Below are 22684 nucleotides of genomic sequence, written 5' to 3' on the forward strand. Positions count from 1 at the left end.
TTCTGCTCATACACCCCCCTTGCAGGCTCGCCCCAGCGCGCGGCGACGTTAACCATTGCGCCTGCGCAAAATTCAGCCAATCTTCTTATGCAATGTCCTAAAGCGATTTGAATACGAAATGGTTAAAGCGGCCGCGATTTTCGTGAGCACCGCTGCGCTTTTGCTGATCGGCGCGGGTTCCGGCAGAGTGGCGGTGCCGATCGGGCAGGCGCCGTGGCGTGGATTGGCGCGTGTGCAGACGGAACTCGGCGAACGGTGCACCGGCTTTCTGATCGCGCCCGACGTCGCGGTGACCGCGGCGCACTGCCTGTTCCTGCCTCGGGTCGGGCATTTCATCAGGCCAGACTCGGTGCATGTGCTGCTGCGTTACAGCATGGGCAGGTTCGCGGCTGAGGCGCGCGTTGCGCGCTTCGTCATTGCCTCGTCCTACGACCCGCGACGCGAGCAGGCGACCGCCAGTGCCGACCGCGCGGTGCTGCTGCTTGACCATGCGATCGGCGGCCCGGGTGATGCGATTGCGCTTGCGCATCATCTGCCGGCGGTCGGAGAGAGGCTGCTGCTCGCGGGCTACGGCCAGGATCGCGACGAGCTGGCGGTGCGCGGGCCGCCATGCCGTATCACTTCGGTCTTGGCGGACGCGATCGGCGGTGTCGTGATCGCGCATGACTGTGCCGCGACCCTGGGCACCAGCGGCGCGCCGCTGCTGGCGCCGGCCGGCGATGGCACGTGGCGTGCCGTCGGCGTGCAGATCGAGGCGAGGGTGGGGGCGTTGGGCGGACGTGCCGCCTGGCTGCTGGGGGCAGCTACTCGGTCGGGTAGCTCTTCGGGTAGATGACCTGAGACGGCGGTCCTGGTGGCCGCGGCGCGCCCTTGCGGCCGCAGGCAGAGAGCGTCAGCGACAGCGACAGGGCAGCGGCGAGCAGCAGGATGCATGGCTTCATGACGCGCGCTCTACAGACGTCTGACCCAGCGCGTCGAGCCACGCCTGTGCCGCGCGCGCGACGTTGGCGGGGGCGGTGCCGCCAAAGCTGTTGCGCGAGGCGACCGACGCCTCGACGGCGAGCACGTCATAGATGTCGGCGGTTATCCCTGGCTCTTCCGCCTGCATCTCATCCAGGCTCAGGGCCGCTAGTTCAACCCCGCGTGCCTCGGCGCGCCCGACCAGGCGGCCGGTGATGTGGTGGGCGGTGCGGAACGGCAGCCGCAGCACGCGCACCAGCCAGTCGGCGAGGTCGGTCGCCGTGGCGAAGCCAGAGCCCGCGAAGGCGCGCATGCGGGCCGTGTCGGCGGTCAGGTCGCGGATCATGCCGTCGGTGGCGGCGAGGCAGAGGATCGCCGCCTCGGTCGCCTCGAACACCGGCTGCTTGTCCTCCTGCATGTCCTTGGCATAGGCGAGCGGCAGCCCCTTCATCACCGTCAGCAGGGCCATCAGGGCGCCGGTGATGCGTCCGGTCTTGGCACGGGTGAGCTCGGCGGCGTCGGGGTTGCGCTTCTGCGGCATGATCGAGGAGCCGGTGGTGAAGGCGTCGGACAGCCGGACGAAGCCGAACGGCGACGAGCACCAGAGCACGATCTCCTCGGACAGACGCGACAGGTGCATCGCCAGGATCGCAAGTGCGGAGAGATATTCCACCGCGAAGTCGCGGTCTGAGACAGTGTCGAGCGAATTGCCGGTCGGCCGATCGAAGCCGAGGGCGGCCGCGGTCATCGCGCGGTCGATCGGAAACGAGGTGCCGGCCAGGGCCGCCGATCCGAGCGGGCAAACGTTGAGCCTCCGTCGCGCGTCGGCAAGCCGGCCGCGGTCGCGCGCGAGCATCTCGACATAGGCGAGCAGATGGTGGCCGAAAGTGATCGGCTGCGCGGTCTGCAGATGCGTGAAGCCGGGCATCGGATCGGCGGCATGGGCGCGGGCGCGGGTCGCCAGGCTGCGCATGAGGGTTGCGATTTGCGTGTCGATGCCGTCGATCGCGTCGCGCACCCACAGGCGGAAGTCGGTCGCGACCTGGTCGTTGCGGCTGCGCGCGGTGTGCAGCCGGCGCCCCGGCTCGCCGATGCGTTCGACCAGGCGGGCCTCGATGTTCATGTGGATGTCTTCGAGGGCGACATCGAAGGCGAAGTCGCCGGCCTCGATCTCGGCCGCGATCGCCCGCAGGCCGGCCTCTATGCGTGCAGCGTCGTCGGGCGTGATGATGCCGACATGGGCGAGCATCGCGGCATGCGCCAGCGAGCCGCGTATGTCCTGGCGCCAGAGTGCCCTGTCAAAGCCGATCGAGGCGTTGATCTCCTGCATGATCGCGGCCGGACCGCCGGCGAATCGGCCGCCCCACTGGGCATTCGGCCCCGGCTTCTCGGGCGGTCCATCCTCGCCTAAAGACATCCCCATGCCTCGACTTTCGCGCCGTGACCTGCTCATCGCGGGGGGGACCCTAATGGCCGCTGTGCCGCCAGGCAAATACGGGGGACAGGCGAGGGCGGCCCCGCCGCCGCGGCCGCTCTCGGCACTGCAAGTCCATCCGCCCACTCTGCCGCCGCCGTTACGCTTCGTCGGCCCCAATGGGGGTGTGCGACGCCTGCGTGATGAGATCGGGCATGGTCTGGTGCTGAACTTCTGGGCAACCTGGTGTCCGCCCTGTGTCGCGGAAATGCCGGCGCTGGCGCAACTTGCCCGGGCCTTGGCGGGACGTGACATTCGGGTGCTGCCGGTGTCGGTGGGTAACGGCGGTGCGGACGTGGTCAGGGCCTTCTATGACGCGCACGGGATCACCGGGCTGCCGGTGCTGCTGGATGTGAAGCCAAGCGCGATCTATGCCCTCGGTGTGGACGGCGTGCCCCTGACCCTGCTGATCAATCGCGCGGGACGGGAGGTGGCACGGATGGAGGGGGCCCTGCGATGGGATGCGCCCGACACCCTGGCCCGCGTCGTGCAGCTCATCGGCTGAGCGTCTCAGCCGGTGATCTCATAGGTGGTGACTTCGAAGCCGGCCAGCCAGGCGCTGCCGAAGGCGGTCGAGATCGCAACGTCTGTGGCGTCGCGACCGCGCGCCATCAGCAGCCGGCCGATGCGGGTATGGTTGTGCCGGGCATCGAACACGTGCCAGGCGCCATCGAGATAAACGTCGAACCAAGCCGAGAAGTCCATCGGATCGTCGGACGCGGGCACGCCGATATCGCCGAGATAGCCGGTGCAGTAGCGCGCCGGGATGTTCATGCAGCGGCACAATGCAACCGCGAGATGAGCGAAGTCGCGGCAGACCCCCTGGCGCTCGATGAAGCCCTCATAGGCGGTGCGGGTAGCGCGCGCGAACTCGTAGCCGAAGGTGATACGGTCATGCACATACTCGACGATCGCCTGCACCCGCGCCCAGCCCGGCGGCACCTGGCCGAACAGCGACCAGGCGGTGTCCGACAGCTTGTCGGTCTCGCAGTAGCGGCTGCCCAGCAGATAGACCAGCACCTCGGGCGGCAGATCCTCGACCGCGATTTGGCGCGCTTGCGGCGTCTGCACATCGGGCTCGCCGGAATCGGCAATGGTGAACTGGTTGGTGATGCGCAGCAGGCCGGGGGGTGCGACGACCCGCGTGCAGCGATTGCCGAAGCCGTCGGTATAGTCCGAGGCCGGCACCGGCGGATCGAACCGCATGGTCTCCGGGGTTTGCAGGTCGGCCACGCGCTCCGGATGCAGGTTGAGCATCAGCAGCAGCGGGGTGGGTGCTGGCGCATTGAAGGCGATGTCGTATCCGGCGCGTATCAGCATGGACCCCTCTTCAGCCGCCGGTCGCGTGGCGGCGCTCCCGGCTTGCAAGCTGCACCACGCCGCTCTTCACCTGATCGTCGAGGGACGGCGGTATAGCGGGGTTTTCGACGGTGCGAACCGCGACAGCGCTCGCCTCAGCCGTGACCTGGACGCAGACCGTCATGCCCAGGCTGTCCGCGGGAAACCCGGTCCAGGTGCCAGACAGCGGCACCGCCTGGTGCGCGTCGCGGACCGAGGCCACGCGGATCAGGTCGCGCGAGCCGACAATGCCGTTGGTGGGGTCGAAGTCGATCCAGCCGGCGCCAGGGACGAAGACCTCGACCCAGGCGTGGGTGGCGCCGCCGCCCTGCGCCGATTTGCTCGCCGGAGAGTAGATGTAGCCGGTCACGAAGCGCGCGGCCATGCCGAGCGAACGCACCGCCTCGATCATCAGCACCGCGTAGTCCCGGCAGGTGCCGGCGCGGATGGCGAGCGTGCGCGCCGGTTCCTGCACGCCCTCCTCGTAGCGGGCGCAATAGGTGAAGCCGCGCCTGATCTCGAGCGTCATCGCGGCCAGCAGCTCGAAGGTCGGCGTGGGCGTGCCGCCGAGAAAGCCGCGGGCCCAGGCGTCGACCCGGTGCTCCGGGTCGGGGTAATGCTTTTGCATGACGCGGCCGAGATCGGCGAGGTCGTCGAGCTCGTAGGTGAACGGCCAAATGCGGGCGTAGGGGGCGAGGTGCGCTGCCTGCGGCGAGACCGGCGTGTGATCGACGACCAGCCGGTTCTCCACCCGCAACTCGCGCGCGCGCTGGCCGAAGCGGGCCAGGGTGACGATATTGCCGAAGGCGTCGGGCACCGAGCGCAGCGACAGCGGGCTCGGGGTGATCGCCACATCCCAGGACACGATGCGCTGGTCGACGCTGTCGCGCGGCCGGAACATCATGCGATGCTCGCCGAATCCGACCGGCCGGCGATACCGGTAGGTGGTGAGATGCTGGACGGATAGAAGCGGCATGGAAATCCTTCCGCGGCGCGGCAACACGCGAGAGAATGGCAACGATCGGGAGATAAGATCACGGTGAATGACGGGGGCCAAAGCAAATCGTCCGGAACTGTCGCATTTTCTGCGACTTCAAGCGCCGACAACGCAGACCTGCTACGCAATCTCGACGTGGCTCCGGTCACGATCCGGTGTATGGACTCGGTTGTCCCGTTCGTGCTGGTGAGCGATCACGCCGGCCGGGCGATCCCGCAAAGCCTTGGCACGCTCGGGCTTTGTGATACCGACCGCGCGCGCCACATTGCCTGGGATATCGGCGTGGCAGGGCTCGGCGAGCGGCTTTCCGACTTACTCGGCGCGACCCTGGTGGCACAGGCCTATTCGCGACTGGTGATCGACTGCAACCGCAGGCCCGGTCATCCGACTTCGATCGCCTCGGTGAGCGACTCGACGCCGGTTCCGGGCAATGAAGGGTTGCGCCAGGATCAGCGCGCGGCGCGCGAGCACGCGATCTTCGCGCCCTACCATGCAGCGATCGCGACAGGCCTGGACACCCGGCGCGCCGCTGGCCAGCCCACCGTACTGGTGGCGCTGCACAGCTTCACGCCACGGCTGCGCACCCCGAGCCGCCCGACACCAGGCGACGCGGACGGCCACCGGCCATGGCATGTCGGCGTGCTGCACAACCATGACCCGCGCTTCGCCCTGATCCTGCGCGACCTGCTCGCCGCCGAGGGCGAGCTCGTGGTCGGCAATAACGCCCCCTACGCGCTCTCCGACGATGACGACTACACGGTGCCGGTGCATGGCGAGCAGCGCGGCCTGCCGCATGTCGAGATCGAAATCCGCCAGGATTTGATCGCGGATGCGGACGGCGAGGCGGCCTGGGCGGCGCGGCTGGCACGGCTGCTGCCCCTGGCCTGGCAGCTCTTTGGGCAGCGCTTCGGGTGCTGACCGGCCGCACCCGGCTCGCAGGGGTGGTCGGCTGGCCGGTGGCGCATTCGCGCTCGCCGTTGCTGCACAACCATTGGCTGGCCCGTTACGGCATCGACGGCGCCTATGTGCCGCTGCCGGTCGCACCCGCGGCACTCGAGACGGCGCTGCGCGGGCTGCAGGCGGCGGGCTTTGCCGGCGTCAACGTCACCGTGCCGCACAAGCAGGCGGCGGCATTGCTGTGCGACAGCCTCGATGCGGCGGCAGCGATGACCAGCAGCGCCAACACCTTGGTGTTCGCGCCGGACGGCGGCATCGTGGGCAGCAGCAGCGACGGAGCGGGTTTCATCGCCAGCCTGCGCGCCGCCGGCATCGATCCGTGCGCGGGCCCGGCATTGCTGCTCGGCGCCGGCGGGGCGGCGAGCGCGATCGCGGCGGCCTTGCTTGCATGCGGCGTCGCGGTGACGGTCGCCAACCGCACCACTGCACGCAGCGAGGCGCTGGCCCGCGCGTTGCCGGGTGTGACCCTGGCTGCATGGCAGGACTGGCCGTCGCGGCTTGCAGACGCAGCGCTGTTGGTCAACGCAACCTCATTGGGCATGGCAGGACAGGCGCCGCTCGAAGCCGACCTGTCGCGGGCGCAGCACAGGCTCACCGTCGCCGACATCGTCTATGCGCCGCGCGAGACAGCACTCCTGGCCGCGGCACGGGCGCGCGGTCTACCCACAATCGAGGGCATCGGCATGCTGCTGCACCAGGCGGCCCCTGGCTTTGCCGCCTGGTTCGGGGTGGTGCCCGACTGCGACGACGAGATGGTCGCCCTGCTCGCGACATGAAGATCATCGGCCTCACCGGCAGCATCGGCATGGGCAAATCGACCGCCGCCGCCGCCTTCCGACGCGCCGGGGTCGCGGTGTTCGACGCCGATCGCACGGTGCGCGCGCTGCAGGCGCCGCATGGTGCGGCGGTGCCGGCGATTGCGGCGCTGGCGCCAGGCGCGGTGCATGACGGCGGCGTGATCGACCGCGCCGCACTGCGCGCGGCAGTGGTCGCCGATCCGGCCCTGATGGCCGGCCTGGAGGCGATCATGCATCCGCTGGTGCGCCGTGCGCAGGCCCGCTTCCTGGCAGGTGCGCGCGCGCGACGCTGCCGCTGGGTGGTGCTGGACGTGCCGCTGCTGCTGGAGGGGCGCGGCTGGCGGCAGTGCGACCTGGTGGTGGTGGTCTCGGCCCCCCATGCCGTGCAGATGCAACGGGTGCGCAGCCGGCGCAGCATGAGCGAACATGAGGCCGCGGCACTGATCGCGCGGCAGATGCCCGACGCCGACAAACGCCGCCGCGCCGACCTGGTTGTCCGCACCGGCTTGTCGCGCGCCCATGGCCTGCGGCAAATCAGGCGATTGCTGGCGCGTTTGCACGAGGAGGGGAGGCGATGACCCGGACGATCCTGTTCGACACCGAGACCACCGGGCTCGACCCCGCCGGCGGCCACCGGGTGCTCGAAATCGCCGCTCTGGAACTGATCGACGACCTGCCGACCGGCCGGCACTACCATGTACTGATCGACCCGGAACGCGATGTCCCCGAGGACGCGGCGAAGGTGCACGGCTATACACGCGCGCATCTTCTCGGCAAGCCGCGCTTCGCCGAAATCGTCGACGACTTCCTCGCCTTTATCGCAGAGGACCCGCTGATCGCGCATAACGCGCCATTCGATTTCGGCTTTCTCGATGCCGAACTGCGCAGGCTGGAGCTGCCCTCTTTGCCGGCCAGTCGAATGATCGACACTTTGGCGCTGGCTCGCACACGGTTTCCCGGACTGCCGAATAGCCTCGATGCGCTGTGCCGGCGTTACGCGATCGATCTCGCCGAACGCACCACCCATAACGCGCTGCTCGATTGCCGGCTGCTGGCCCAGGTCTATCTGGAGCTGATCGGCGGCCGCCAGCGCGGCTTCGAACTTGCGATCCAGGCAGGCGATAGCGGGCACGTCGCTTATGCGTTGCAGGGCACGCGCGTGCCCCGTCCGATCATTGTGGACCCGGTCTCGCTAGAGGCGCATGCGGCGTTCGTCGCGCGCGCGCTGCGCGAACCAATCTGGCTGGACGGGAGGCGCTGAGATGCGGACGATCTTCATTGAGGCGAACGACCAACGCTTCGACATCCTTGAGGAGGGCAGCGGCGAAAAGCTCGCGCTGTGCCTGCACGGTTTTCCGGAGCATGCCATCTCCTGGCGGGCGCAGATGCCGCTGCTCGCCTCGCTCGGCTATCGGGTGTGGGCGGTCAATCAGCGCGGCTACGGCAACAGCAGCCGGCCGCGAGGGATCGCCAGCTACGCGCTGAGGCATCTGCTGGACGACGCCGCCGCCCTGATCGATGCGTCCGGGGCCACCTCGGTCACCCTCATCGGTCACGACTGGGGCGCGATGGTCGCCTGGTGCTTCGCCGCGCTGCGCCGCCGTCCGCTGCAGCGTCTGGTGATCATGAACGTGCCGCATCCGCTGTGCTTTCGCGCCGCGCTGAAACGTTGGCGGCAGCAGCGCAAATCCTGGTACATCACCTTCTTCCAAATCCCCCGCCTGCCGGAGCTATTCCTCTCAGCCAACGACGGTGCGTCAATCCGGCGGATGTTTGCCGGGCTGTCGCTGCCGCCTGACGTGCTCGCGATCTACACCAATCAAATCACCGCACCGGGTGCCGCGACGGCGATGCTGAACTGGTATCGCGCGATGCGCCTACCCGGCCCGCGCCCCGCCGAGCTCGGGCAGACAATCGAGGTGCCCACCCTGGTGATCTGGGGCGAGCGGGACGTCGCCCTCGACCTGATCTGCCTGGACGGCACCGACCGCTACGTGCGCGACCTCACCGTCCGACGGCTGCCCGGCGTGTCGCACTGGGTGCAGCAGGATGCGCCGGAGCAGGTGAACGCGCTGCTGCAAGATTGGCTGCCACGCCAGGCGACCGCGCCATAGGGCACTTTCGGACAAAGCGGAAACGCTGGGGCCGATGTAGTTGTAGCGACGCACAATGATGCAAGGCCAGATGCGCAATAGAGGGCTCAATCCGACGCACATTACCTGCGGGGAAGCGGGCTTCCGGCGCACATTAGCTGAGCCGCAACGCACAAATGGTGAGACGGACGCGCAATAGACGGTGGCGATGCGAGAAGCCTGACAGGCGGGGCAGAGTGCTCGGAAGACGTCTCGCTGAGCTAGTCGGCCTTGAGGGCCGCCAACTCGTGCCCGTTAGGATCGGTGAAATGGAAGCGCCGACCGCCCGGGAAAGCGAAGATTGCTTGAGTGATTATGCCGCCAGCCTGCTCGACAGCAGCTTGAGCGGCCTCAAGATTGTCGACGGCGACGACAGCGAGCGGCGCACGGGTCGCTTCCTTCACGTCGCCCTGCAGTCCAAGATCTACGTCGCCTGTCATGGTGCACGAGTAAGTCGGACCGAAATCGGTCAGATCCCATCCGAACGCCGACCTGTAGAATGACTTCGCCGTAGCGAGGTCGCGGGCAGGCAACTCTACAAAGCAGATACGAGCCATGGCTAACTCCTCGAAGACGCTTTTCGCCGGTGAGACGCCTTGGACGCTAAGCCTGCTGCGCCTCGGGCAATCCAAGTACGCAAGGCGTCAGGGTCCGATAGCATGGTGGTGGGCACGACAACGTACGATTTGCTGGCGGGTTTGTCCGGCTCGTCGCGCAAGGCGGTTGCGCCTTCGTAACCGAGTAACTCGGCGTGGTCTGTGCCAAAGAGTTTCAGAGCGAGTCCAACATCGGACAGCGAAGCAAACGGTTTCCCCTCTGCATGACCCATGATGCCGCCGAACATGGGCCGAAAGGAGATTGGTAGGTCGGGTGTTGCCGCTCGCTGCATCATCTCCTGCAGATGTCGAGGATTGTGTTTCATTTCCGGCTCACTTCTGCTCGGGTAATGATAGAACTTGAACGGGCGCCTCCTATCAATCTTGGTTTTAGCTCCGTTGGGGTATAGCCCAGCGGGACGTCGCCATGAGACACTTTCCCTGCCCCATTAGGATTGCTTTGCGCATTCTGAGACGATGATGTTCCCGGGTCTAGCTCCCGGAACAAAATGGCCGCCTACGGCTATGCGCGCGTCTTCACACTCGATCAGGACCTGACCGTCCAGCGGCAGGCATTGTGCGCGGCCGGCTGCGGGGTGATCCGCGCCGAGAAGGCGAGCGGTAGCCGGCGCGACGGGCGCACCGAGCTGCGGGTGCTGCTCGATTTCGTGCAGCCGGGTGACACCCTCGGCGTCACCCGCAGCGACCGCCTCGCGCGATCGCTGAAGGACATGCAGGACATCGCCCATGAGCTGAAGGGCCTGTCACTACCAAGGACGTTGTCCCTGGAGAGCCTGGTGATGGGCGGCTTGCCGCCGAGTGCGGCGTGTGGTCGGGTGGTGTTGTAGTTATGTAGCCAGGAGTGCATGGCGGCGTGGCGTTCGGCAGACGAGTGCAGGCGTTCAATCATCAGCATTCGGCTATGCCGTGTCGTTCGCGCATTCTCATGGATGTCCATCCGGGCCGCCGGGCTGTGGGTTGCTGGCCTCGCAGCCCCGGAGGGACAACCTCCATAGCAGCGACATCTAGGCCTCGGGCCGCATTCAGCCGAGCGACCGCACGATCACCTCCGCGACGTGCTCGGAGTCGCGGGCGATGCCCGAGAAGCGGCCCGAACCCCAGCTATGCAGCCAAGGTAGCCCGAGGAAGTAGAGCCCAGGTTGCGCCGTGACACCGCGCTGATGGCGCGGGGCGCCGCGCGCATCGAACACGTCCGCCTCGATCCACGCAAAATTCATCCGATACCCGATACACCAGACAACGCTCGCAACACGGCTGCACGCCAGATCCGTCGGCGGTGCCCCGAGTGATTCTGGGGGCGGCGTCCAGGGTGGCCGGTAAGGCGGCTCGGTGGGGGCTTCAATCCCCGATTTTGCGATCCAGCCGTCGATGCGGCACTTGATGCCGGCATCGACCGCGTCCGCGGCGTCCAGGTTGCGCGCGAGATCGTCGCCAAAGCTGATCCGGCTGTCCTCAATCGTGCGCAGACGGCCGTGCAGTTGCATGCCCTCCAGCGCGCGGGCGCGCAGATCGATATCGCGGCCGCCATCGCGTCCGGTTACGTAATGATTTGTTTTGTCGCGCACGCCCTCGCGCAGCGGATGGTCCTCCACCGGCATGTCGTAGTAGCCCATCAGATGCAGCCATTCGACGACGTCGCGGCCACGATAGCGGCGCGCGACGCGGGGTGCCTCGCCGACACACAGATGCACCTCGCGTCCGACCAGATGCAAATCCTCGGCAATCTGGCAGCCGGACTGGCCGGTGCCGACGACCAGCGTAGCACCTTCTGGCATCGATGTCGGGTTGCGATAGTGCGAGGAATGGATTTGCATGATGTCGGGCGCGAGTGCGGTGGCACAGGGCGGGATGATCGGGTCGTGATAGCCGCCGGTGGCGATCACCACCTGGCGCGCGGCAATCGTGCCGACGCTGGTGTGTAGCGTGTAGCCGGTATCGGTTGGCCTTAGCGACACGACCCGCACACCTGTGCGCACCGGGGCCGCGAACGAGGCCGCATAAGTCTCGACATAGCGCACGATCTCGTCGCGCGGCATGAAGCCGTCGGGATCACCGCCGGCGTAGGGATGGCCCGGCAAGGTGCATTGCCAGTTCGGCGTCACCAGGCAGAAACTATCCCAACGCTCGCGTTTCCAGGAATAGGCGATTTCATGCTGCTCGAGCACGACATGCGGTATGCCGCGTTGGGTCAGTTGCCAGCTTGCCGCGAGGCCGGCCTGGCCGCCGCCGATCACGACGACGTCGCAGAATGCGGCGCTCATCTTCGGAACTCCAGGACGGTGACGGCAGTGTCGCTGGCGAACCCGCCTGCGCGCTGCTCGATCTGTGCCAACTGGTCTAGAGCGAGGCTGCACGGCATGCCGTAGATGCGCTGCACCCGCGCGCTTGCCTCGATCAGCGCCGTGCGCACGCGCGCGAGAAAATCGGCCAGGCCGTAGCAGGTGCCCACCGACAGATGCTCCTCGATCACCAGCGATGGCGAATAGCACAGGCTGCGCGCGCCATCCGGCCAGCGGATGCTGAACTGCATTTCAGGCATTGGCCGATGCGCTCGCTTGGTAGCAGGCGAGATGCGCGCGCGCCACCCGGCGCCAGTCGAAACGCCGCGCGCGCGCCGGACCCCGGCTGCTTGCCTCGCCAACCGCGCCAGGCTGCAGCGCCCGCGCCATTGCCTGGGTGATCGCCGGCACCGAGACCGGATCGACGCGGATCGCGTCGCCGTCGGCCAGATAGGAATCGAATGGCTCGCCGAATGGCACGATCACCGGAATGCCGCTCGCCATCGCTTCAAGCACGCACAGACCGAAGCCTTCCTGCAACGAGGGAAAGCACAGCATCGCGGCATTGCGATAGAGGGCCGGCATGTCTTCGTCGTCCACCACGCCGAGCAGGCGGACCCGGTGGCGATACACGGAGCCGGACAGGGCTTCGGCAAACGCGTCGCGTGCGGCGCAATGGTCGAGCAGGCTGGCGCCGCCCGCGATCAGCAGATGCAGGTCGGGATGCGCCCCGTCCGCCACCAGCGCGAAAAAGGCGTGCAGGATGCCCAGCGTATTCTTGCGCGCCTCGACGCCGCCGACGGCAAGGATCATGCGGCCACCTTGCGGCAGCCAGCGCGCGCGGAGTTGCGCGTCGCGTGGGCCGGGCTGCGGGCAATAATGCTGTGCATCGACACCGTTGCCGACGAGGGTGCTCGGCCGGCGGAAGCGACGTACCAGCTCGGACTGCCACATTTGACTGACGCAGAACAGGTGCCTCGCACGACGCACCGCCTCGTCCTGCCAAGCGGCGAGGCGAGGACTGGCGAAATCGTCGAGGTGATGCACAGTGCGCATGAAGCCGTCGATGAGGCCGGCCTCGGCAAGGTCGCAGAGCGCCAGCGCGCTGATCGAATCATGGACGTGCAGGATCTCGAAATGCGGCGCGTCCGGCATGCTCAGGAAGGCCGCGATCTCCCGCCGGCGCATCTGCACCAGAGTCCCCACATTGTCCGGCGCCGGTGCGGCCGGGATGACCACCGATGCGCAGCGCGGCGCGCGGAAGAAGCGATCGCGGTTTGCGCCAGGCGCCAACAGCATTGCCTCGACGCCTTCGTCGCACAGCGCCTCGGCGAGATGCATCGCATGCACGACGCCGCCGCGAGGATTGGTGGAGTGGGCGAAGACGCCGATCATGGAACCCACCCTGGACCGCAGCCGAGCAGTGGGGCCAGCGCCACGTCGCGGATTGTCTCGCGCGCGTCGCCCTCGATCAGATCAACCCGGCTGCCGCGCTCGCATCGTCCGATCGCGGCACAGGCGATGTTGCGTTCGGCGAACAGCGCGATCACGGCCTCCGCGCAGTCCGGTGCACAGGTCAGCAGGAAGCCGAATGACGGAAAGGCGCTCAGCCAGCGCGGGAGATCGACGCCCGACGGGCGCGGCACCAAAGCCGGAGCAATGGCGAGCCCGATGCCGGAGCATTCCGCGAGCATCAGGGCGGTGCCGATCAGCCCGCCCATGCTGATATCCTTGGCCGAGCCGGACAGACCGCGTTCGGCGATCAGCGGCAGCAGTTCGAGATCGCCGCGCAGACGCGCCGGATCCACGCACGCCGAGCTGGCATCCCACCAGTCATACGGCTCGCGAAACTGGCCGCGCAGGTCGATGGCGGCCAGCAGCGTCTCACCAGGCCTGGCCGCGAACGAGCTCAGCAGCGAACGCGCGCGGCCGAGCACCGCGACCGAGAGCTGCTCGCTCGATGCGCGCAGGTTGCTATGGCCACCCAAAACGGGCACGCCGTAGACCGCACTTGCACGCGCGAGCCCGTCCAGGACCGGCCCGGCATGGGATGCATCGCGGCTGAACAGCGCGTCCACCACGGCCAGCGGACGGCCGCCCATCGCGGCGATGTCGCTCAGATTGACCATGACGCCGCAATAGCCGGCGAAGAACGGCTCGTTGGCAACGAAGCTCGGCAAAAACCCCTCGATCGCCAGCAACAGCCAGCCGTCGCCGTTGGCAATCGCCGCGCAATCGTCGCCGACCGCAATTGCGCTGTCGGCAAGGCCGAGACGGGCCACCACCGAGCCGATGTCCTGTTTGTGTCGTATCCCAATGCCGTCGCGCAGCTGATCCGCGAGCCGTGCGAGCTCGCTCATGCGGCGGCGCGATAGGGACGCACGAAGCCCAGCGCCTCCTGGCCGTGCGGCGGATAGCGGTTCAGGTCCGCGTGCATCAGCCAGTGCGGCAGGCCGTGCAGGAGCAGCCGCTGTTCGGCGTGCCAACCGAGATGTTCGAAGAAGCCGACATTTTCGGCCTGCACATGCGCCTCGAAGCGCACGCAGCCGCGCGCGTGCGCGGTGCAGACGGCGAGACGCACGAGGTGCGCGCCAATGCTGCCGACACGGCGGAAGTCGGCCTGCACGGCCAACCGCGAGCCCCACCAATAGCCAGGCGAGACCTGATGAATGCGCACGGCGCCGACGACAGTGTCGGGGTCGCCCGCGACACAGGTGACGGCGATCAGCGGATCGGCCACCGCGTCGATTGCGTCGCGGTCGTGGTCGGGGAAAATCCCCTGCTCGGCGCAGAATACCTGCCGTCGCAGCCGGTAGTAACCGCGCAACTCCCATGCGGCGCGCGCGCGGGCAACACGAAACGCACCCGGAATGAACGGCAGGATGGCGCCGTCAAAGATCATCTCAGAGGTCTGCCTCGAAGGCGGCGAGCGAGGAGCAGGCGCCGCAGCGGCTGCAGCCGGCCTTGACATCGGCCGAGCGCAGATCGCCCGCGGCCAGCATGCGTGCGAGAGGTCCCAACACCGCGCGCATGAAGGCGGCGGTCGGCGGCGCGTGATCCTCAAGCGGCGTGCCGCCGATCGGCACGAAGGGCACCACGAAGGGATGCACGCCGATGCCGATCAGGGTCTCGCACAAGGCGAGGATTTCAGAGACGCTGTCGCCGAGACCCGCCAGCAGATAGGTGCTGACCTGGCCGCGCCCGAACACCGGCACCGCCTGACGGAACGCGGCCAGATAGCGGCCGATGCTGACCGTGGCCTTGCCCGGCATGATGCGTGCCCGCACCGCCTGCGTCGCCGCTTCCAGATGCATCCCCAGGCTGTCGACGCCGGCGGCGCGCAGACGCTCGAACCAGATTGGGTCGCGCGGCGGCTCACATTGCCCCTGCACCGGCAGTGCCACCGCCTGCTTGATCGCGCGGGTGCTGTCGCACAGTACGGCGGCCCCACGATCGACGACGTTCGGCGTGCCGGTGGTGAGTACCATGTGCCGAACCCCGTCGAGCAGGACTGCGGCTCGCGCGACCTCCGCGAGCTGCGCCGGCGTCTTGTGCGCAATCGTGCGACCGGCGGAGAGCGACTGGCCGATGGCGCAGAACTGGCAGGCGGTGGCGCGATCGGCATAGCGTATGCAGGTCTGCAGAACGGTGGTCGCCAGCACGTCGGTGCCATGCAGCATGGCGATTTTCCAGTAGGGAACGCCGTCCATCGTCTGCAACGCGTAGAAGCGCGGGATGGCTGCGAAGTCGATCGGCCCGACGGCAACACCGTCGCGCGAAAGCATCGTGCGGCCGTTCGAATCCGGCGCAGAGGCGCTATAGGGCGAATGCCGCGCGTTGGCCGTCAGAACCGGCACCATGATGGTCTGTCCGGCGAGCCGGATTGCCTTGTGATCGGAGGGCCCGGCGCCGCCGCGTCGCGACCCGGCGCCGGCAGCCTCGTCAGTCAGCCGCATCCCGAGCGACTGCAGCTCGGTAAGCAGGAACCGCGTCGGCGTCTGAAGCTCGGTCTGGAGCATGCTGGTCGTGCCTCATCTCGGCGGGGCGGAGATCGTGGGTCGTTGTGGCAGGCCTGCGGTCATGCAGCAGAGAGAGCAGCTCGGGTCGGGCGTAATGGCCCACGCTATCCATCATGCGTTTGCGCTTGACGATCAGCGACATATCAAGGTCGGCCACGACCATGCCCTCGCCTTCGCGCAGAGGCGGCGCCAGATGCACGCCCTCCGGGGAGATGATCGCCGAGCAGCAGCCGCCGCGCAGCGCCTTGTGCATGGCCACCTCCGGGGTGATCGCGTGCAGCTGCGCCTCGTCGAGCCAGCCGGTGGCGTTGATGACGAAGCAGCCGGCTTCAAGTGCATGATGGCGGATCGTCACTTCCATCTGGTCGGCGAAGATCTGCCCGACCATCGAGCCCGGGAACTGCGCGCAATGGATTTCCTCGTGCTGCGTCATCAGCGCGTAGCGGGCCAGCGGATTATAGTGCTCCCAGCAGGCGAGTGCGCCGACGCGGCCGACGGCGCTGTCCACGACGTGCAGCCCGGCGCCGTCGCCCTGGCCCCAGATCATGCGTTCGTGGAAGGACGGCGTCAGCTTGCGTCGCGTAAGCAGCAGCGTGCCGTCCGCATCGAAAATTGCTTGGGTGTTGTAGAGCGAACCATGGTCGCGTTCGTTCACGCCGAGCACGACGACAACACCACCGGCGCGCGCCGCCGATGCCACGGCGTCGGTGAACGGCCCGGGCACGGTCGGCGCGTTGTCGTACAGGCGAATATGCTCAGCGCCGATCGCCGCCGGCGCGCGGACGAACGAGAAATACGGATAGTACGGCACGAAGGTCTCTGGAAACACCGCTATCTGCACACCTTTGCGGGCGGCATCGCGGATCGCGGCGAGCACCTTCTCCTGGGTGCCGGTGCCGTTTTCCAGCACCGGCGCAAGCTGGATGGCCGCGGCTTTGACGAGGCGCTGCATGGCGCCCGCTAGAGCGTCCAGGTGTCGATGATGACGGCGTTATCGCGCTTGTGGAGCAGCATGCAATCGAGCACGTCGAGCGGATTGATCGGCCTGATACCCTCCATCAGCGAAGGCTCGCCATGGCCGTAGAGCGCCTGCAGCGAAAACCGGCACGCATAGACGTGGCCGCCCTCGTCCATGAACTTCCTAAGCTGGTTGTTAAAGTTCTGGTGGCCGGGAAAGGCGTCGTCGCCGAGCCGCGGAAAGCCGCGCAACACACCGAGCGTCACACCGGGGCCATAGAGCAGGATCGAGGTCTCATAGCCCTTGCGCTGCAAGCGTGTGGCCTGCAGCAGGTTCACCAGACCGATCGAGCCTTCGAAGGCGACGGTGTGGAAGGTGACCAGCGCCTTTTCGCCGGGCTGCGCCTTGACGTCCTCAAAGACCTTCTCCTCGTAGTCGACGAGATGGTCGCCTACGACGTGCGGGGCGGCTGCAACTTTCGGCATTTCGCTCACCTTTCTGGCTTCGTCTTGGTACAGGCGCAGCAAGCCCCGTGCCAAAACGCCTCCGAACGTCTTGGACGATCTGCCGCGATGTCCATCCTTTCGTCGGAACATAGCCGGGCGCTCTGGAGGAACACCCTACCAAGTCACGCGAACGCACCTCATGCAGGCAGTCTTCGGTCTTGACCGTGCACTCTGCCGTATAAAGAGGCGACCTCAACGCAGCAGGTGCTGGTCCGCGCGCAGGCTGCGGCATTCCCAGCCCAGCCGTTCGAGTTCCGGCGTATCATCCTGTGCACTCGGCATGCCGAGACAGAAATAGCCGATGAAGCGCCAGTGTCGCGGCACATCGAGCAGTGCGGTCAGCGTCGGGGGATCGAGGATCGACACCCATCCCAGCCCCAGACCGGACGCGCGCGCGGCAAGCCAGAGGGTGTGCACCGCCATCACCGTCGAATAGGCGGTGGTCTCCGGCATTGTCGCGCGCCCGAGACCGCGCCCCTGCGCCGGATCGTCTTCGTTGAACACCGCGAAGTGGCATGGCGCCTCGTCCAGGCCGGCGAGCTTGAGGGCGGCATAGCGGGCAGCCCGCTCGCCCTCCTGACACGCCAGGGCCTGGGCATTGCAGGCGCGAAAGTTCGCACGCACCGCCTCGCGCCGCCCGGCGTCGGCGACGGTGACGAACCGCCAGGGTTGGCTGAGCCCGACCGAGGGCGCCAACGTTGCGAGGTCCAGCAGGCCTTCGAGCGTGCCTTCGGGGAGCGGCTCGGCCGAGAACCGCCGCACGTCGCGGCGCCAGGCGAACAACGCCGCGAGTTGGGCGCGAAACGCAGGGTCGAACCGCGGCGGCGCGGCGATCGCCATCATGATCCAGGTCCGCCGCGCCAGTGCTCGCCAATACTGACAAGAAGCTGACAAGGACTTGGCCTATGGTCAGTAGCGGCTATCTGGACTGCAACCGCCGCCAATGTGAGTTCATTGTTCATGCAACTGTCACCCTCATGGCCTGCCCAATTCTGTCGAAAACGTTAAGATTACGTAGGGCACGGCGAGACACAAAGCCACGCTCCGGCTCTGCTGCCAGGCAGACTCCCAATCGAGACAGGAGTTGACAGTGAAAACGAGTTTTCGAAAGCATCCGTTCGCGGGACTGTTCGCGCTTGCCCTGGTGGCACCGGCGCTTGCGAACGCGGCACCGGACCCGTCGACGCGCACCGTCGGCATCCAGAAAAACGGCACCATCGTCGCCTCCGACAACCAGCTCCTGACGCCGTCCGGAACGCTCGTCTATCTCGGCTCGCCGGTCGTCGCCAAGGCGGTTGCGGTCAACCCGAAGCAGCATACCAGAAGCGGCGCCGTGCTGCTGATGGACGCCGACGCCCCCGTGGTCGTGTTCAACACCAAAACCGGACAGGTGATCCAGCGGTATGTGCCCTCGACCGGCACCGGCACCAGTGCCGCGAGCAACAAGACCGGCTCCTTTACCGGCATCAGCTACTCCGCCGACGGCTCGAAGCTGCTGTTCAGCCAGGACAACAACTTCGTCGCGGTGGCGAACGTCGATCCCTTCACCGGCGAGCTGACGCCGGCGATGAGCGTAGCCCTGCCGTCGCCGCCGGCCAATCCGAACCTCTATAACAGCTTCTCCGCCAATGCCGGCGGCGTGGTCGACGTCGACGGCTCGATCGGGCTCGTTGCACTGAACGCCAACAACACGGTCGGCGTCATCAACCTGTTCAACGGCACCCTGGTGTCGCAAATCCCGGTCGGCAACGCGCCCAACTCCATCGCCGTGAAGGGCAACTTCGCCTATGTCACCAATGAGGGCGGCCGTCCCGCGACATCGTCCGATTTTACCAATCCCTCCGACGGCACCGCAATCGTCTCCGATCCGACTGACGGCTTCGCGACCACCGGCACGGTATCGGTGATCGACCTGCGTACCGGCACGGTCGTGAAAACCATCGCCGTCGGATTGCATCCCGCCGGCATGTCGATCAACGGTTCGATGCTCTATGTCGCGAACTCCTATGACGACACCATTTCCGTCATCGACACCGGCCTCAAGCAGGTCGTGCGCACCATCAAGGTCGGCGTGCCCATCACGGGTGGCGCGTTCGGCGCCGGCGCCAACGGCGTCGTCGTCGTCGGCACCACGCTTTATGTAACGCTCGGGCAATCCAATGCCATTGCCGCGATCGACCTCACCAACGACTCCGCCATTCCGGTGCTCGGCTATATCCCGACGGCCTATTTCCCGACGTCGATTGCCTACGACAAGGGCACCCAGCAGCTCGTCGTCTGCGACGACAAGGGGATCGGCGCGCAGGGCTCGATCGGCACCGCGCACGGCGTCAGCGCGTTCAACACGCACCAGGAGACCGGTACGGTCAGCCTGATCCCGCTGCCGACCAAAAGCGCGCTCGCCAAGATGACCGCGCAGGTCATCAGCAACAATCATTGGAACTCCGCCAATATCCAGGTGGGGCCGCAATACGCCAATACGAACGCAACTCCGGTCGCGATCCCCGCGCATATCGGCGAGCCCTCGCTGATCAAGCATGTGTTCCTGATCATCAAGGAAAACCGCACCTACGATCAGATGTTGGGCAACCAGCCGCAGGGCAACGGCGACCCGAGTCTGGCGGTGTTCTCGTCCGCGATCCCCAACCAGGACGCGCTGGTGACCCGCTTCCCGCTGCTCGATAATCTGTATGCGCCGAGCCGGCAATCCGCCGACGGTCATCCCTGGATTGTCGAGTCAGGTTCGTTCTACTCCAACGACATCCTCTCGCCGGATTGGATACGCAGCTATCCCGGCGGCAACAGCAATGATGCGCTGACCTACACCCAGAAGGGCTTCCTCTGGTCGGGTGCGGAAAAAAAGGGCCTAGACGTCAAGATGTATGGTGAGTGGAGCAATCACTATACCATCGCCACCAAGCCGGACGGCAGCGATTACAGCTGGGCCGACTTCTACAACACCTCGCTCTACAAGGAGACCGGCGGCAAGCAGGGCCAGAACATCGTGCCGGACAATTCCGATACCGAGACGGCCTACATCCCATCGGTGAGCAAGATCCTTGATCCGCACTATCCCTCCTTTAATCTCGGCATCCCCGACCAGTATCGCATGGACTATTATATCCCGATCCTGCAGGCGCAGGATGCCGCCGGCAAGGTGCCCGACCTGACCGTTCTCTGGCTGCCCGACGACCATACCGCGGGCACCAGCACGGGCTTGCCACTGCCGCTCAATTACCAGGCCGACAACGATCTCGCACTCGGCCGCATGGTGGACGCGATCAGCCACACCAAGACCTGGTCGAGCACCGCGATCTTCGTCGAGGAGGACGACGCGCAGGACGGTGTCGACCATGTCGACGGACACCGCATGCCGGCCTACGTGATCAGCCCCTATACCGTCGCCCCGCAATCGACTGGCGTCGGCCGCGTGATCAACACCACCTATACGCAGGAAAATATCAACCGCACCATCGAGAACATTCTCGGTCTCGCACCGCTGACCCAGTTCGACCTGACCGCGGCGCCGATGTTCGATTGCTTCCAGAATACGCCGAACGACGCGCCGTTCACTTATGTCCCGGCGACCGTGCCGCTGAACATCGGGCCGGGCGGCACACCGATCGCCGGCACCGGTCCCGCGAACTATGCGATGAACACCAAGATGACGGCGATGCAGGCGGCCTGGGTCGTGGCATCCGATTGGATGATGAAAGGCAAGCTCGGCCGCGCCGACTCAGTCGACGAGAACTTCCTCAATCACGCGATCTGGTATTCCGCGACCGACTGGAAGCGCCCCTACCCGGGTGACAAGAAGATCCTGCGTCCGGCCCGCTTCGTTCAGGCCGCGGCACATGCGAGCGCCGACAACGACGACTGACTTATGTGAAAGCCGGGCGCGCAAGCGTCCGGCTTGTCTTTGTCGGTAGAGTTCTGCCATCTGGCGGCGATGTCAGCTTCAGCCTCCAGCAATGCCCTGCTTGCCCGCGCTGGGCAGTCTGTCCGCGAAGGTCGGCCACTCGAAGCCATCGCGGCCATGCGTCAGGCAGCCGCACATGCGCCGACCAACGCCGCCATCCAGCATGATCTGGGCTTCCTCTGCCTGCAGGCGGGTTTCGCCGGCGAAGCCGCCGCCGCCTTCCGCGCCGCCCTGGCCGCCAACCCACGCTTCGCCCTGGCCAGTCTGCGCCTTGGCGTCGCACTCCAGGCGCTGGGGGACGAGGAGGGCGCCCTCGCCGCCTGGCGCCAGGCGACGCTGTTGCAGGCGTCGCTGGTCGAGGCGCGGTTTCGCGCGGGCGCGCTGCTCGATACGCTCGGCCGGCGCGACGAGGCGCTCGCCGCCTTTCGTCGCGGGGCGGCCTCCGCGCCAAAGACCAGCCTTGGTCGACTCTGCGCCATCCGTGTCCTGCTTGCCGAGGAACGTGACGGCGAGGCCGAGCGCGCGTTGCGCCAGCTGCTCGCGCGCGACGCCGCAAACGCCACGGCACTCGACATGCTCGGCACCGTGCTGGCCGATGCCGGCCGCCTGGACGAGGCCCGCGACTGCTACGACCGCGCGACCCTGGCCTCGCCAAGTCACGCCGGCAGCTATTATGACCTCTCGCGCTGCCGACGCCTGACGCCGCGGGACGCGGACCTGATCGCCCGCATGCAAGCGGCCCTGGTCACGCCCGGGCTGCATCCCGAAGCACGCCTGAAACTCCATCTGGCACTCGGCAAGGCGGCCGACGACCTCGACGATCCCGCGGCGGCGATGCGGCATTTCGACGAGGCGGATGTGCTGCGCGACGGAATGATCGCGTTCGACGCGCGCGCGTTCGAAGCCCGCATCGACCGACTGATCGCACGCTGCACACCCGACATCATCGCACGCGCCGCTGCCGGCGGTGTCGACGACGCGGCCCCCGTTCTGATCATCGGCCTGCCGCGGTCCGGCACCACACTGGTCGAACAGATCCTTGCCTGTCATCCGGATGTGCATGCCGGCGGCGAGATCGGGTTCTGGACCAAGCGCGGCGCGCTTTGGGAGCGGGACAGCTTCGATCCATCGTTGGCGGCCGGCTGGGCGTCCGACTATGTCCGCCTGTTGCGCGCACGCGCGCCGAACGCCTTGCGCATCACCGACAAGATGCCACTCAACATTCTATGGGCCGGCGTGATCCACATGGCATTGCCGCGCGCCACGATCATTCATTGCAGACGCCGCCCAATCGACGTGGCACTCTCGATCCATCGCACCTATTTCAACCAACATGTGGTTTTTCCGACCGGTGGCGCCGCACTCGTAACCACGATCCGCGCTGTCGGCAGGCTCGCCGCGCATTGGCGCCAAGCTTTGCCAGCCGAACGCTTCATCGAGCTCGACTACGAGGACCTCGCCTGCAACCCTGAGCCGACAATCCGCCGGCTCGTCGACGCTTGCGGGCTTTCCTGGAACGATACCAGCCTGTTTCCTGAACGCAATGCGCGTATCGTCAGGACACCAAGCAAGTGGCAGGTCCGCCAGCCGATCACGGCGCGACCGGCTGACGCGTGGCGCCGCTACGAACCCTGGCTCGGTCCGCTGCGCGATCTGCTGGATGACGTCAACTCTCCGCCTTGAGTCTATCGGCACACCGATCTGCGTCGACGAGCACTTCGACCCGCTTCC

25 protein-coding genes and 1 pseudogene are annotated in these 22684 nt (G+C 66.8%); 10 read left to right on the plus strand and 16 right to left on the minus strand.

Annotation, left to right across the window (positions count from 1 at the left end):
• The first annotated feature begins 142 nt into the window (after positions 1 to 142).
• Positions 143 to 835 carry a trypsin-like serine peptidase gene (locus tag ACQY4K_RS01705; protein ID WP_428392886.1) on the plus strand — a complete coding sequence of 231 codons (693 nt, stop codon included), beginning with the start codon at positions 143 to 145 and terminating at the stop codon, positions 833 to 835.
• On the opposite strand, the gene lptM is transcribed toward ACQY4K_RS01705, so the two are convergent.
• Together lptM and argH are read right to left on the minus strand one after the other, a co-directional pair.
• Positions 804 to 941: an LPS translocon maturation chaperone LptM gene (lptM, locus tag ACQY4K_RS01710; RefSeq protein WP_428392888.1), complete on the minus strand. Its 138-nt coding sequence runs from the start codon at positions 939 to 941 to the stop codon at positions 804 to 806. The genes ACQY4K_RS01705 and lptM overlap by 32 nt on opposite strands.
• Positions 938 to 2383, minus strand: a complete 1446-nt coding sequence (argH, locus tag ACQY4K_RS01715; protein ID WP_428392890.1) for an argininosuccinate lyase — start codon at positions 2381 to 2383, stop codon at positions 938 to 940. The genes lptM and argH overlap by 4 nt, the downstream gene beginning before the upstream one ends.
• On the opposite strand from argH, the gene ACQY4K_RS01720 reads away from it, so the two are divergent.
• Positions 2382 to 2939: a TlpA disulfide reductase family protein gene (locus ACQY4K_RS01720; RefSeq protein WP_428392892.1), complete on the plus strand. Its 558-nt coding sequence runs from the start codon at positions 2382 to 2384 to the stop codon at positions 2937 to 2939. The two genes, argH and ACQY4K_RS01720, sit on opposite strands and share 2 nt — an antisense overlap.
• A 5-nt stretch (positions 2940 to 2944) precedes the next feature.
• Here the strand turns inward: ACQY4K_RS01720 and ACQY4K_RS01725 are convergent, their stop codons facing one another.
• Both ACQY4K_RS01725 and ACQY4K_RS01730 read right to left on the minus strand, forming a co-directional pair.
• On the minus strand, positions 2945 to 3754 hold the full coding sequence (locus ACQY4K_RS01725; protein WP_428392894.1) for a transglutaminase-like domain-containing protein: 810 nt from the start codon (positions 3752 to 3754) through the stop codon (positions 2945 to 2947).
• Positions 3755 to 3764: 10 nt separating this feature from the next.
• Entirely contained in the window at positions 3765 to 4748 is a 984-nt protein-coding gene (locus tag ACQY4K_RS01730) for a transglutaminase family protein (RefSeq protein WP_428392896.1), read from the minus strand.
• A gap of 180 nt (positions 4749 to 4928) precedes the next feature.
• On the opposite strand from ACQY4K_RS01730, the gene ACQY4K_RS01735 reads away from it, so the two are divergent.
• The 5 genes from ACQY4K_RS01735 to ACQY4K_RS01755 are packed head-to-tail and all read left to right on the plus strand — an operon-like array spanning position 4929 to position 8637.
• Positions 4929 to 5687 (plus strand): N-formylglutamate amidohydrolase, encoded by a 759-nt coding sequence (locus ACQY4K_RS01735; protein WP_428392898.1) that lies wholly within the window; start codon positions 4929 to 4931, stop codon positions 5685 to 5687.
• Entirely contained in the window at positions 5681 to 6502 is an 822-nt protein-coding gene (locus tag ACQY4K_RS01740) for a shikimate dehydrogenase (protein ID WP_428392900.1), read from the plus strand. The genes ACQY4K_RS01735 and ACQY4K_RS01740 overlap by 7 nt, the downstream gene beginning before the upstream one ends.
• A complete protein-coding gene (coaE, locus tag ACQY4K_RS01745) occupies positions 6499 to 7101 on the plus strand; it encodes a dephospho-CoA kinase (protein ID WP_428392902.1) in 603 nt (200 codons plus the stop codon). The genes ACQY4K_RS01740 and coaE overlap by 4 nt, the downstream gene beginning before the upstream one ends.
• A complete protein-coding gene (dnaQ, locus tag ACQY4K_RS01750) occupies positions 7098 to 7784 on the plus strand; it encodes a DNA polymerase III subunit epsilon (protein ID WP_428392904.1) in 687 nt (228 codons plus the stop codon). Before coaE ends, dnaQ begins: the two co-directional genes overlap by 4 nt.
• Before the next feature lies 1 nt (position 7785).
• Positions 7786 to 8637, plus strand: a complete 852-nt coding sequence (locus ACQY4K_RS01755; protein ID WP_428392906.1) for an alpha/beta fold hydrolase — start codon at positions 7786 to 7788, stop codon at positions 8635 to 8637.
• A 239-nt stretch (positions 8638 to 8876) separates the two neighbouring features.
• Here the strand turns inward: ACQY4K_RS01755 and ACQY4K_RS01760 are convergent, their stop codons facing one another.
• Both ACQY4K_RS01760 and ACQY4K_RS01765 read right to left on the minus strand, forming a co-directional pair.
• Positions 8877 to 9212, minus strand: a complete 336-nt coding sequence (locus tag ACQY4K_RS01760; RefSeq protein ID WP_428392908.1) for a VOC family protein — start codon at positions 9210 to 9212, stop codon at positions 8877 to 8879.
• Positions 9213 to 9214: 2 nt separating this feature from the next.
• Positions 9215 to 9577, minus strand: a complete 363-nt coding sequence (locus ACQY4K_RS01765; protein ID WP_428392910.1) for a TfoX/Sxy family protein — start codon at positions 9575 to 9577, stop codon at positions 9215 to 9217.
• 183 nt (positions 9578 to 9760) lie between these two features.
• On the opposite strand from ACQY4K_RS01765, the gene ACQY4K_RS01770 reads away from it, so the two are divergent.
• Positions 9761 to 10099: a recombinase family protein gene (locus ACQY4K_RS01770; RefSeq protein WP_428392912.1), complete on the plus strand. Its 339-nt coding sequence runs from the start codon at positions 9761 to 9763 to the stop codon at positions 10097 to 10099.
• Positions 10100 to 10101: 2 nt separating this feature from the next.
• Here ACQY4K_RS01770 and ACQY4K_RS01775 read toward each other — a convergent pair.
• The 10 genes and pseudogenes from ACQY4K_RS01775 to bluB all read right to left on the minus strand — a co-directional run.
• Positions 10102 to 10209 (minus strand): annotated as a pseudogene (locus ACQY4K_RS01775) (hypothetical protein); the annotation flags it as partial.
• A gap of 85 nt (positions 10210 to 10294) precedes the next feature.
• The gene (locus ACQY4K_RS01780; protein WP_428392914.1) at positions 10295 to 11533 is read right to left on the minus strand and encodes an MSMEG_0569 family flavin-dependent oxidoreductase; all 1239 of its coding nucleotides are present in this window, start codon (positions 11531 to 11533) and stop codon (positions 10295 to 10297) included.
• Positions 11530 to 11811 (minus strand): MSMEG_0570 family nitrogen starvation response protein, encoded by a 282-nt coding sequence (locus tag ACQY4K_RS01785; RefSeq protein WP_428392915.1) that lies wholly within the window; start codon positions 11809 to 11811, stop codon positions 11530 to 11532. The genes ACQY4K_RS01780 and ACQY4K_RS01785 overlap by 4 nt, the downstream gene beginning before the upstream one ends.
• A complete protein-coding gene (locus ACQY4K_RS01790; protein ID WP_428392917.1) occupies positions 11804 to 12946 on the minus strand; it encodes an MSMEG_0565 family glycosyltransferase in 1143 nt (380 codons plus the stop codon). The genes ACQY4K_RS01785 and ACQY4K_RS01790 overlap by 8 nt, the downstream gene beginning before the upstream one ends.
• Complete coding sequence (locus tag ACQY4K_RS01795) at positions 12943 to 13911, minus strand: sll0787 family AIR synthase-like protein (RefSeq protein ID WP_428392919.1); 969 nt, start codon at positions 13909 to 13911, stop codon at positions 12943 to 12945. Before ACQY4K_RS01795 ends, ACQY4K_RS01790 begins: the two co-directional genes overlap by 4 nt.
• Positions 13908 to 14453, minus strand: a complete 546-nt coding sequence (locus tag ACQY4K_RS01800) for an MSMEG_0567/Sll0786 family nitrogen starvation N-acetyltransferase (protein ID WP_428392921.1) — start codon at positions 14451 to 14453, stop codon at positions 13908 to 13910. The genes ACQY4K_RS01795 and ACQY4K_RS01800 overlap by 4 nt, the downstream gene beginning before the upstream one ends.
• Position 14454: 1 nt before the next feature.
• Positions 14455 to 15570, minus strand: coding sequence for an MSMEG_0568 family radical SAM protein (locus ACQY4K_RS01805; protein WP_428392923.1), 1116 nt, complete (start codon positions 15568 to 15570; stop codon positions 14455 to 14457).
• On the minus strand, positions 15494 to 16522 hold the full coding sequence (locus ACQY4K_RS01810) for a Nit6803 family nitrilase (RefSeq protein WP_428392925.1): 1029 nt from the start codon (positions 16520 to 16522) through the stop codon (positions 15494 to 15496). Before ACQY4K_RS01810 ends, ACQY4K_RS01805 begins: the two co-directional genes overlap by 77 nt.
• Before the next feature lie 8 nt (positions 16523 to 16530).
• Positions 16531 to 17013: an MSMEG_0572/Sll0783 family nitrogen starvation response protein gene (locus ACQY4K_RS01815; protein ID WP_428392926.1), complete on the minus strand. Its 483-nt coding sequence runs from the start codon at positions 17011 to 17013 to the stop codon at positions 16531 to 16533.
• 213 nt (positions 17014 to 17226) lie between these two features.
• Entirely contained in the window at positions 17227 to 17874 is a 648-nt protein-coding gene (gene bluB, locus ACQY4K_RS01820) for a 5,6-dimethylbenzimidazole synthase (RefSeq protein ID WP_428396282.1), read from the minus strand.
• Between the two features lie 250 nt (positions 17875 to 18124).
• On the opposite strand from bluB, the gene ACQY4K_RS01825 reads away from it, so the two are divergent.
• The gene (locus ACQY4K_RS01825; protein WP_428392928.1) at positions 18125 to 20914 is read left to right on the plus strand and encodes a bifunctional YncE family protein/alkaline phosphatase family protein; all 2790 of its coding nucleotides are present in this window, start codon (positions 18125 to 18127) and stop codon (positions 20912 to 20914) included.
• 156 nt (positions 20915 to 21070) lie between these two features.
• On the plus strand, positions 21071 to 22636 hold the full coding sequence (locus ACQY4K_RS01830; RefSeq protein WP_428392930.1) for a tetratricopeptide repeat-containing sulfotransferase family protein: 1566 nt from the start codon (positions 21071 to 21073) through the stop codon (positions 22634 to 22636).
• Positions 22637 to 22684: the final 48 nt, after the last annotated feature.

The organism is Lichenicoccus sp. (assembly GCF_965276875.1).
Classification (GTDB): domain Bacteria; phylum Pseudomonadota; class Alphaproteobacteria; order Acetobacterales; family Acetobacteraceae; genus Lichenicoccus.

Excerpts from the sequence above, each read along its gene's own strand:
- lptM (WP_428392888.1), bottom strand. The coding sequence starts at position 941 with ATGAAGCCATGCATCCTGCTGCTCGCCGCTGCCCTGTCGCTGTCGCTG.
- ACQY4K_RS01720 (WP_428392892.1), top strand. The coding sequence starts at position 2,382 with ATGCCTCGACTTTCGCGCCGTGACCTGCTCATCGCGGGGGGGACCCTA.
- argH (WP_428392890.1), bottom strand. The coding sequence starts at position 2,383 with ATGGGGATGTCTTTAGGCGAGGATGGACCGCCCGAGAAGCCGGGGCCG.
- ACQY4K_RS01725 (WP_428392894.1), bottom strand. The coding sequence starts at position 3,754 with ATGCTGATACGCGCCGGATACGACATCGCCTTCAATGCGCCAGCACCC.
- ACQY4K_RS01730 (WP_428392896.1), bottom strand. The coding sequence starts at position 4,748 with ATGCCGCTTCTATCCGTCCAGCATCTCACCACCTACCGGTATCGCCGG.
- ACQY4K_RS01735 (WP_428392898.1), top strand. The coding sequence starts at position 4,929 with ATGGACTCGGTTGTCCCGTTCGTGCTGGTGAGCGATCACGCCGGCCGG.
- coaE (WP_428392902.1), top strand. The coding sequence starts at position 6,499 with ATGAAGATCATCGGCCTCACCGGCAGCATCGGCATGGGCAAATCGACC.
- dnaQ (WP_428392904.1), top strand. The coding sequence starts at position 7,098 with ATGACCCGGACGATCCTGTTCGACACCGAGACCACCGGGCTCGACCCC.
- ACQY4K_RS01755 (WP_428392906.1), top strand. The coding sequence starts at position 7,786 with ATGCGGACGATCTTCATTGAGGCGAACGACCAACGCTTCGACATCCTT.
- ACQY4K_RS01760 (WP_428392908.1), bottom strand. The coding sequence starts at position 9,212 with ATGGCTCGTATCTGCTTTGTAGAGTTGCCTGCCCGCGACCTCGCTACG.
- ACQY4K_RS01765 (WP_428392910.1), bottom strand. The coding sequence starts at position 9,577 with ATGAAACACAATCCTCGACATCTGCAGGAGATGATGCAGCGAGCGGCA.
- ACQY4K_RS01770 (WP_428392912.1), top strand. The coding sequence starts at position 9,761 with ATGGCCGCCTACGGCTATGCGCGCGTCTTCACACTCGATCAGGACCTG.
- ACQY4K_RS01780 (WP_428392914.1), bottom strand. The coding sequence starts at position 11,533 with ATGAGCGCCGCATTCTGCGACGTCGTCGTGATCGGCGGCGGCCAGGCC.
- ACQY4K_RS01785 (WP_428392915.1), bottom strand. The coding sequence starts at position 11,811 with ATGCCTGAAATGCAGTTCAGCATCCGCTGGCCGGATGGCGCGCGCAGC.
- ACQY4K_RS01790 (WP_428392917.1), bottom strand. The coding sequence starts at position 12,946 with ATGATCGGCGTCTTCGCCCACTCCACCAATCCTCGCGGCGGCGTCGTG.
- ACQY4K_RS01795 (WP_428392919.1), bottom strand. The coding sequence starts at position 13,911 with ATGAGCGAGCTCGCACGGCTCGCGGATCAGCTGCGCGACGGCATTGGG.
- ACQY4K_RS01800 (WP_428392921.1), bottom strand. The coding sequence starts at position 14,453 with ATGATCTTTGACGGCGCCATCCTGCCGTTCATTCCGGGTGCGTTTCGT.
- ACQY4K_RS01805 (WP_428392923.1), bottom strand. The coding sequence starts at position 15,570 with ATGCTCCAGACCGAGCTTCAGACGCCGACGCGGTTCCTGCTTACCGAG.
- ACQY4K_RS01810 (WP_428392925.1), bottom strand. The coding sequence starts at position 16,522 with ATGCAGCGCCTCGTCAAAGCCGCGGCCATCCAGCTTGCGCCGGTGCTG.
- ACQY4K_RS01815 (WP_428392926.1), bottom strand. The coding sequence starts at position 17,013 with ATGCCGAAAGTTGCAGCCGCCCCGCACGTCGTAGGCGACCATCTCGTC.
- bluB (WP_428396282.1), bottom strand. The coding sequence starts at position 17,874 with ATGGCGATCGCCGCGCCGCCGCGGTTCGACCCTGCGTTTCGCGCCCAA.
- ACQY4K_RS01830 (WP_428392930.1), top strand. The coding sequence starts at position 21,071 with ATGCGTCAGGCAGCCGCACATGCGCCGACCAACGCCGCCATCCAGCAT.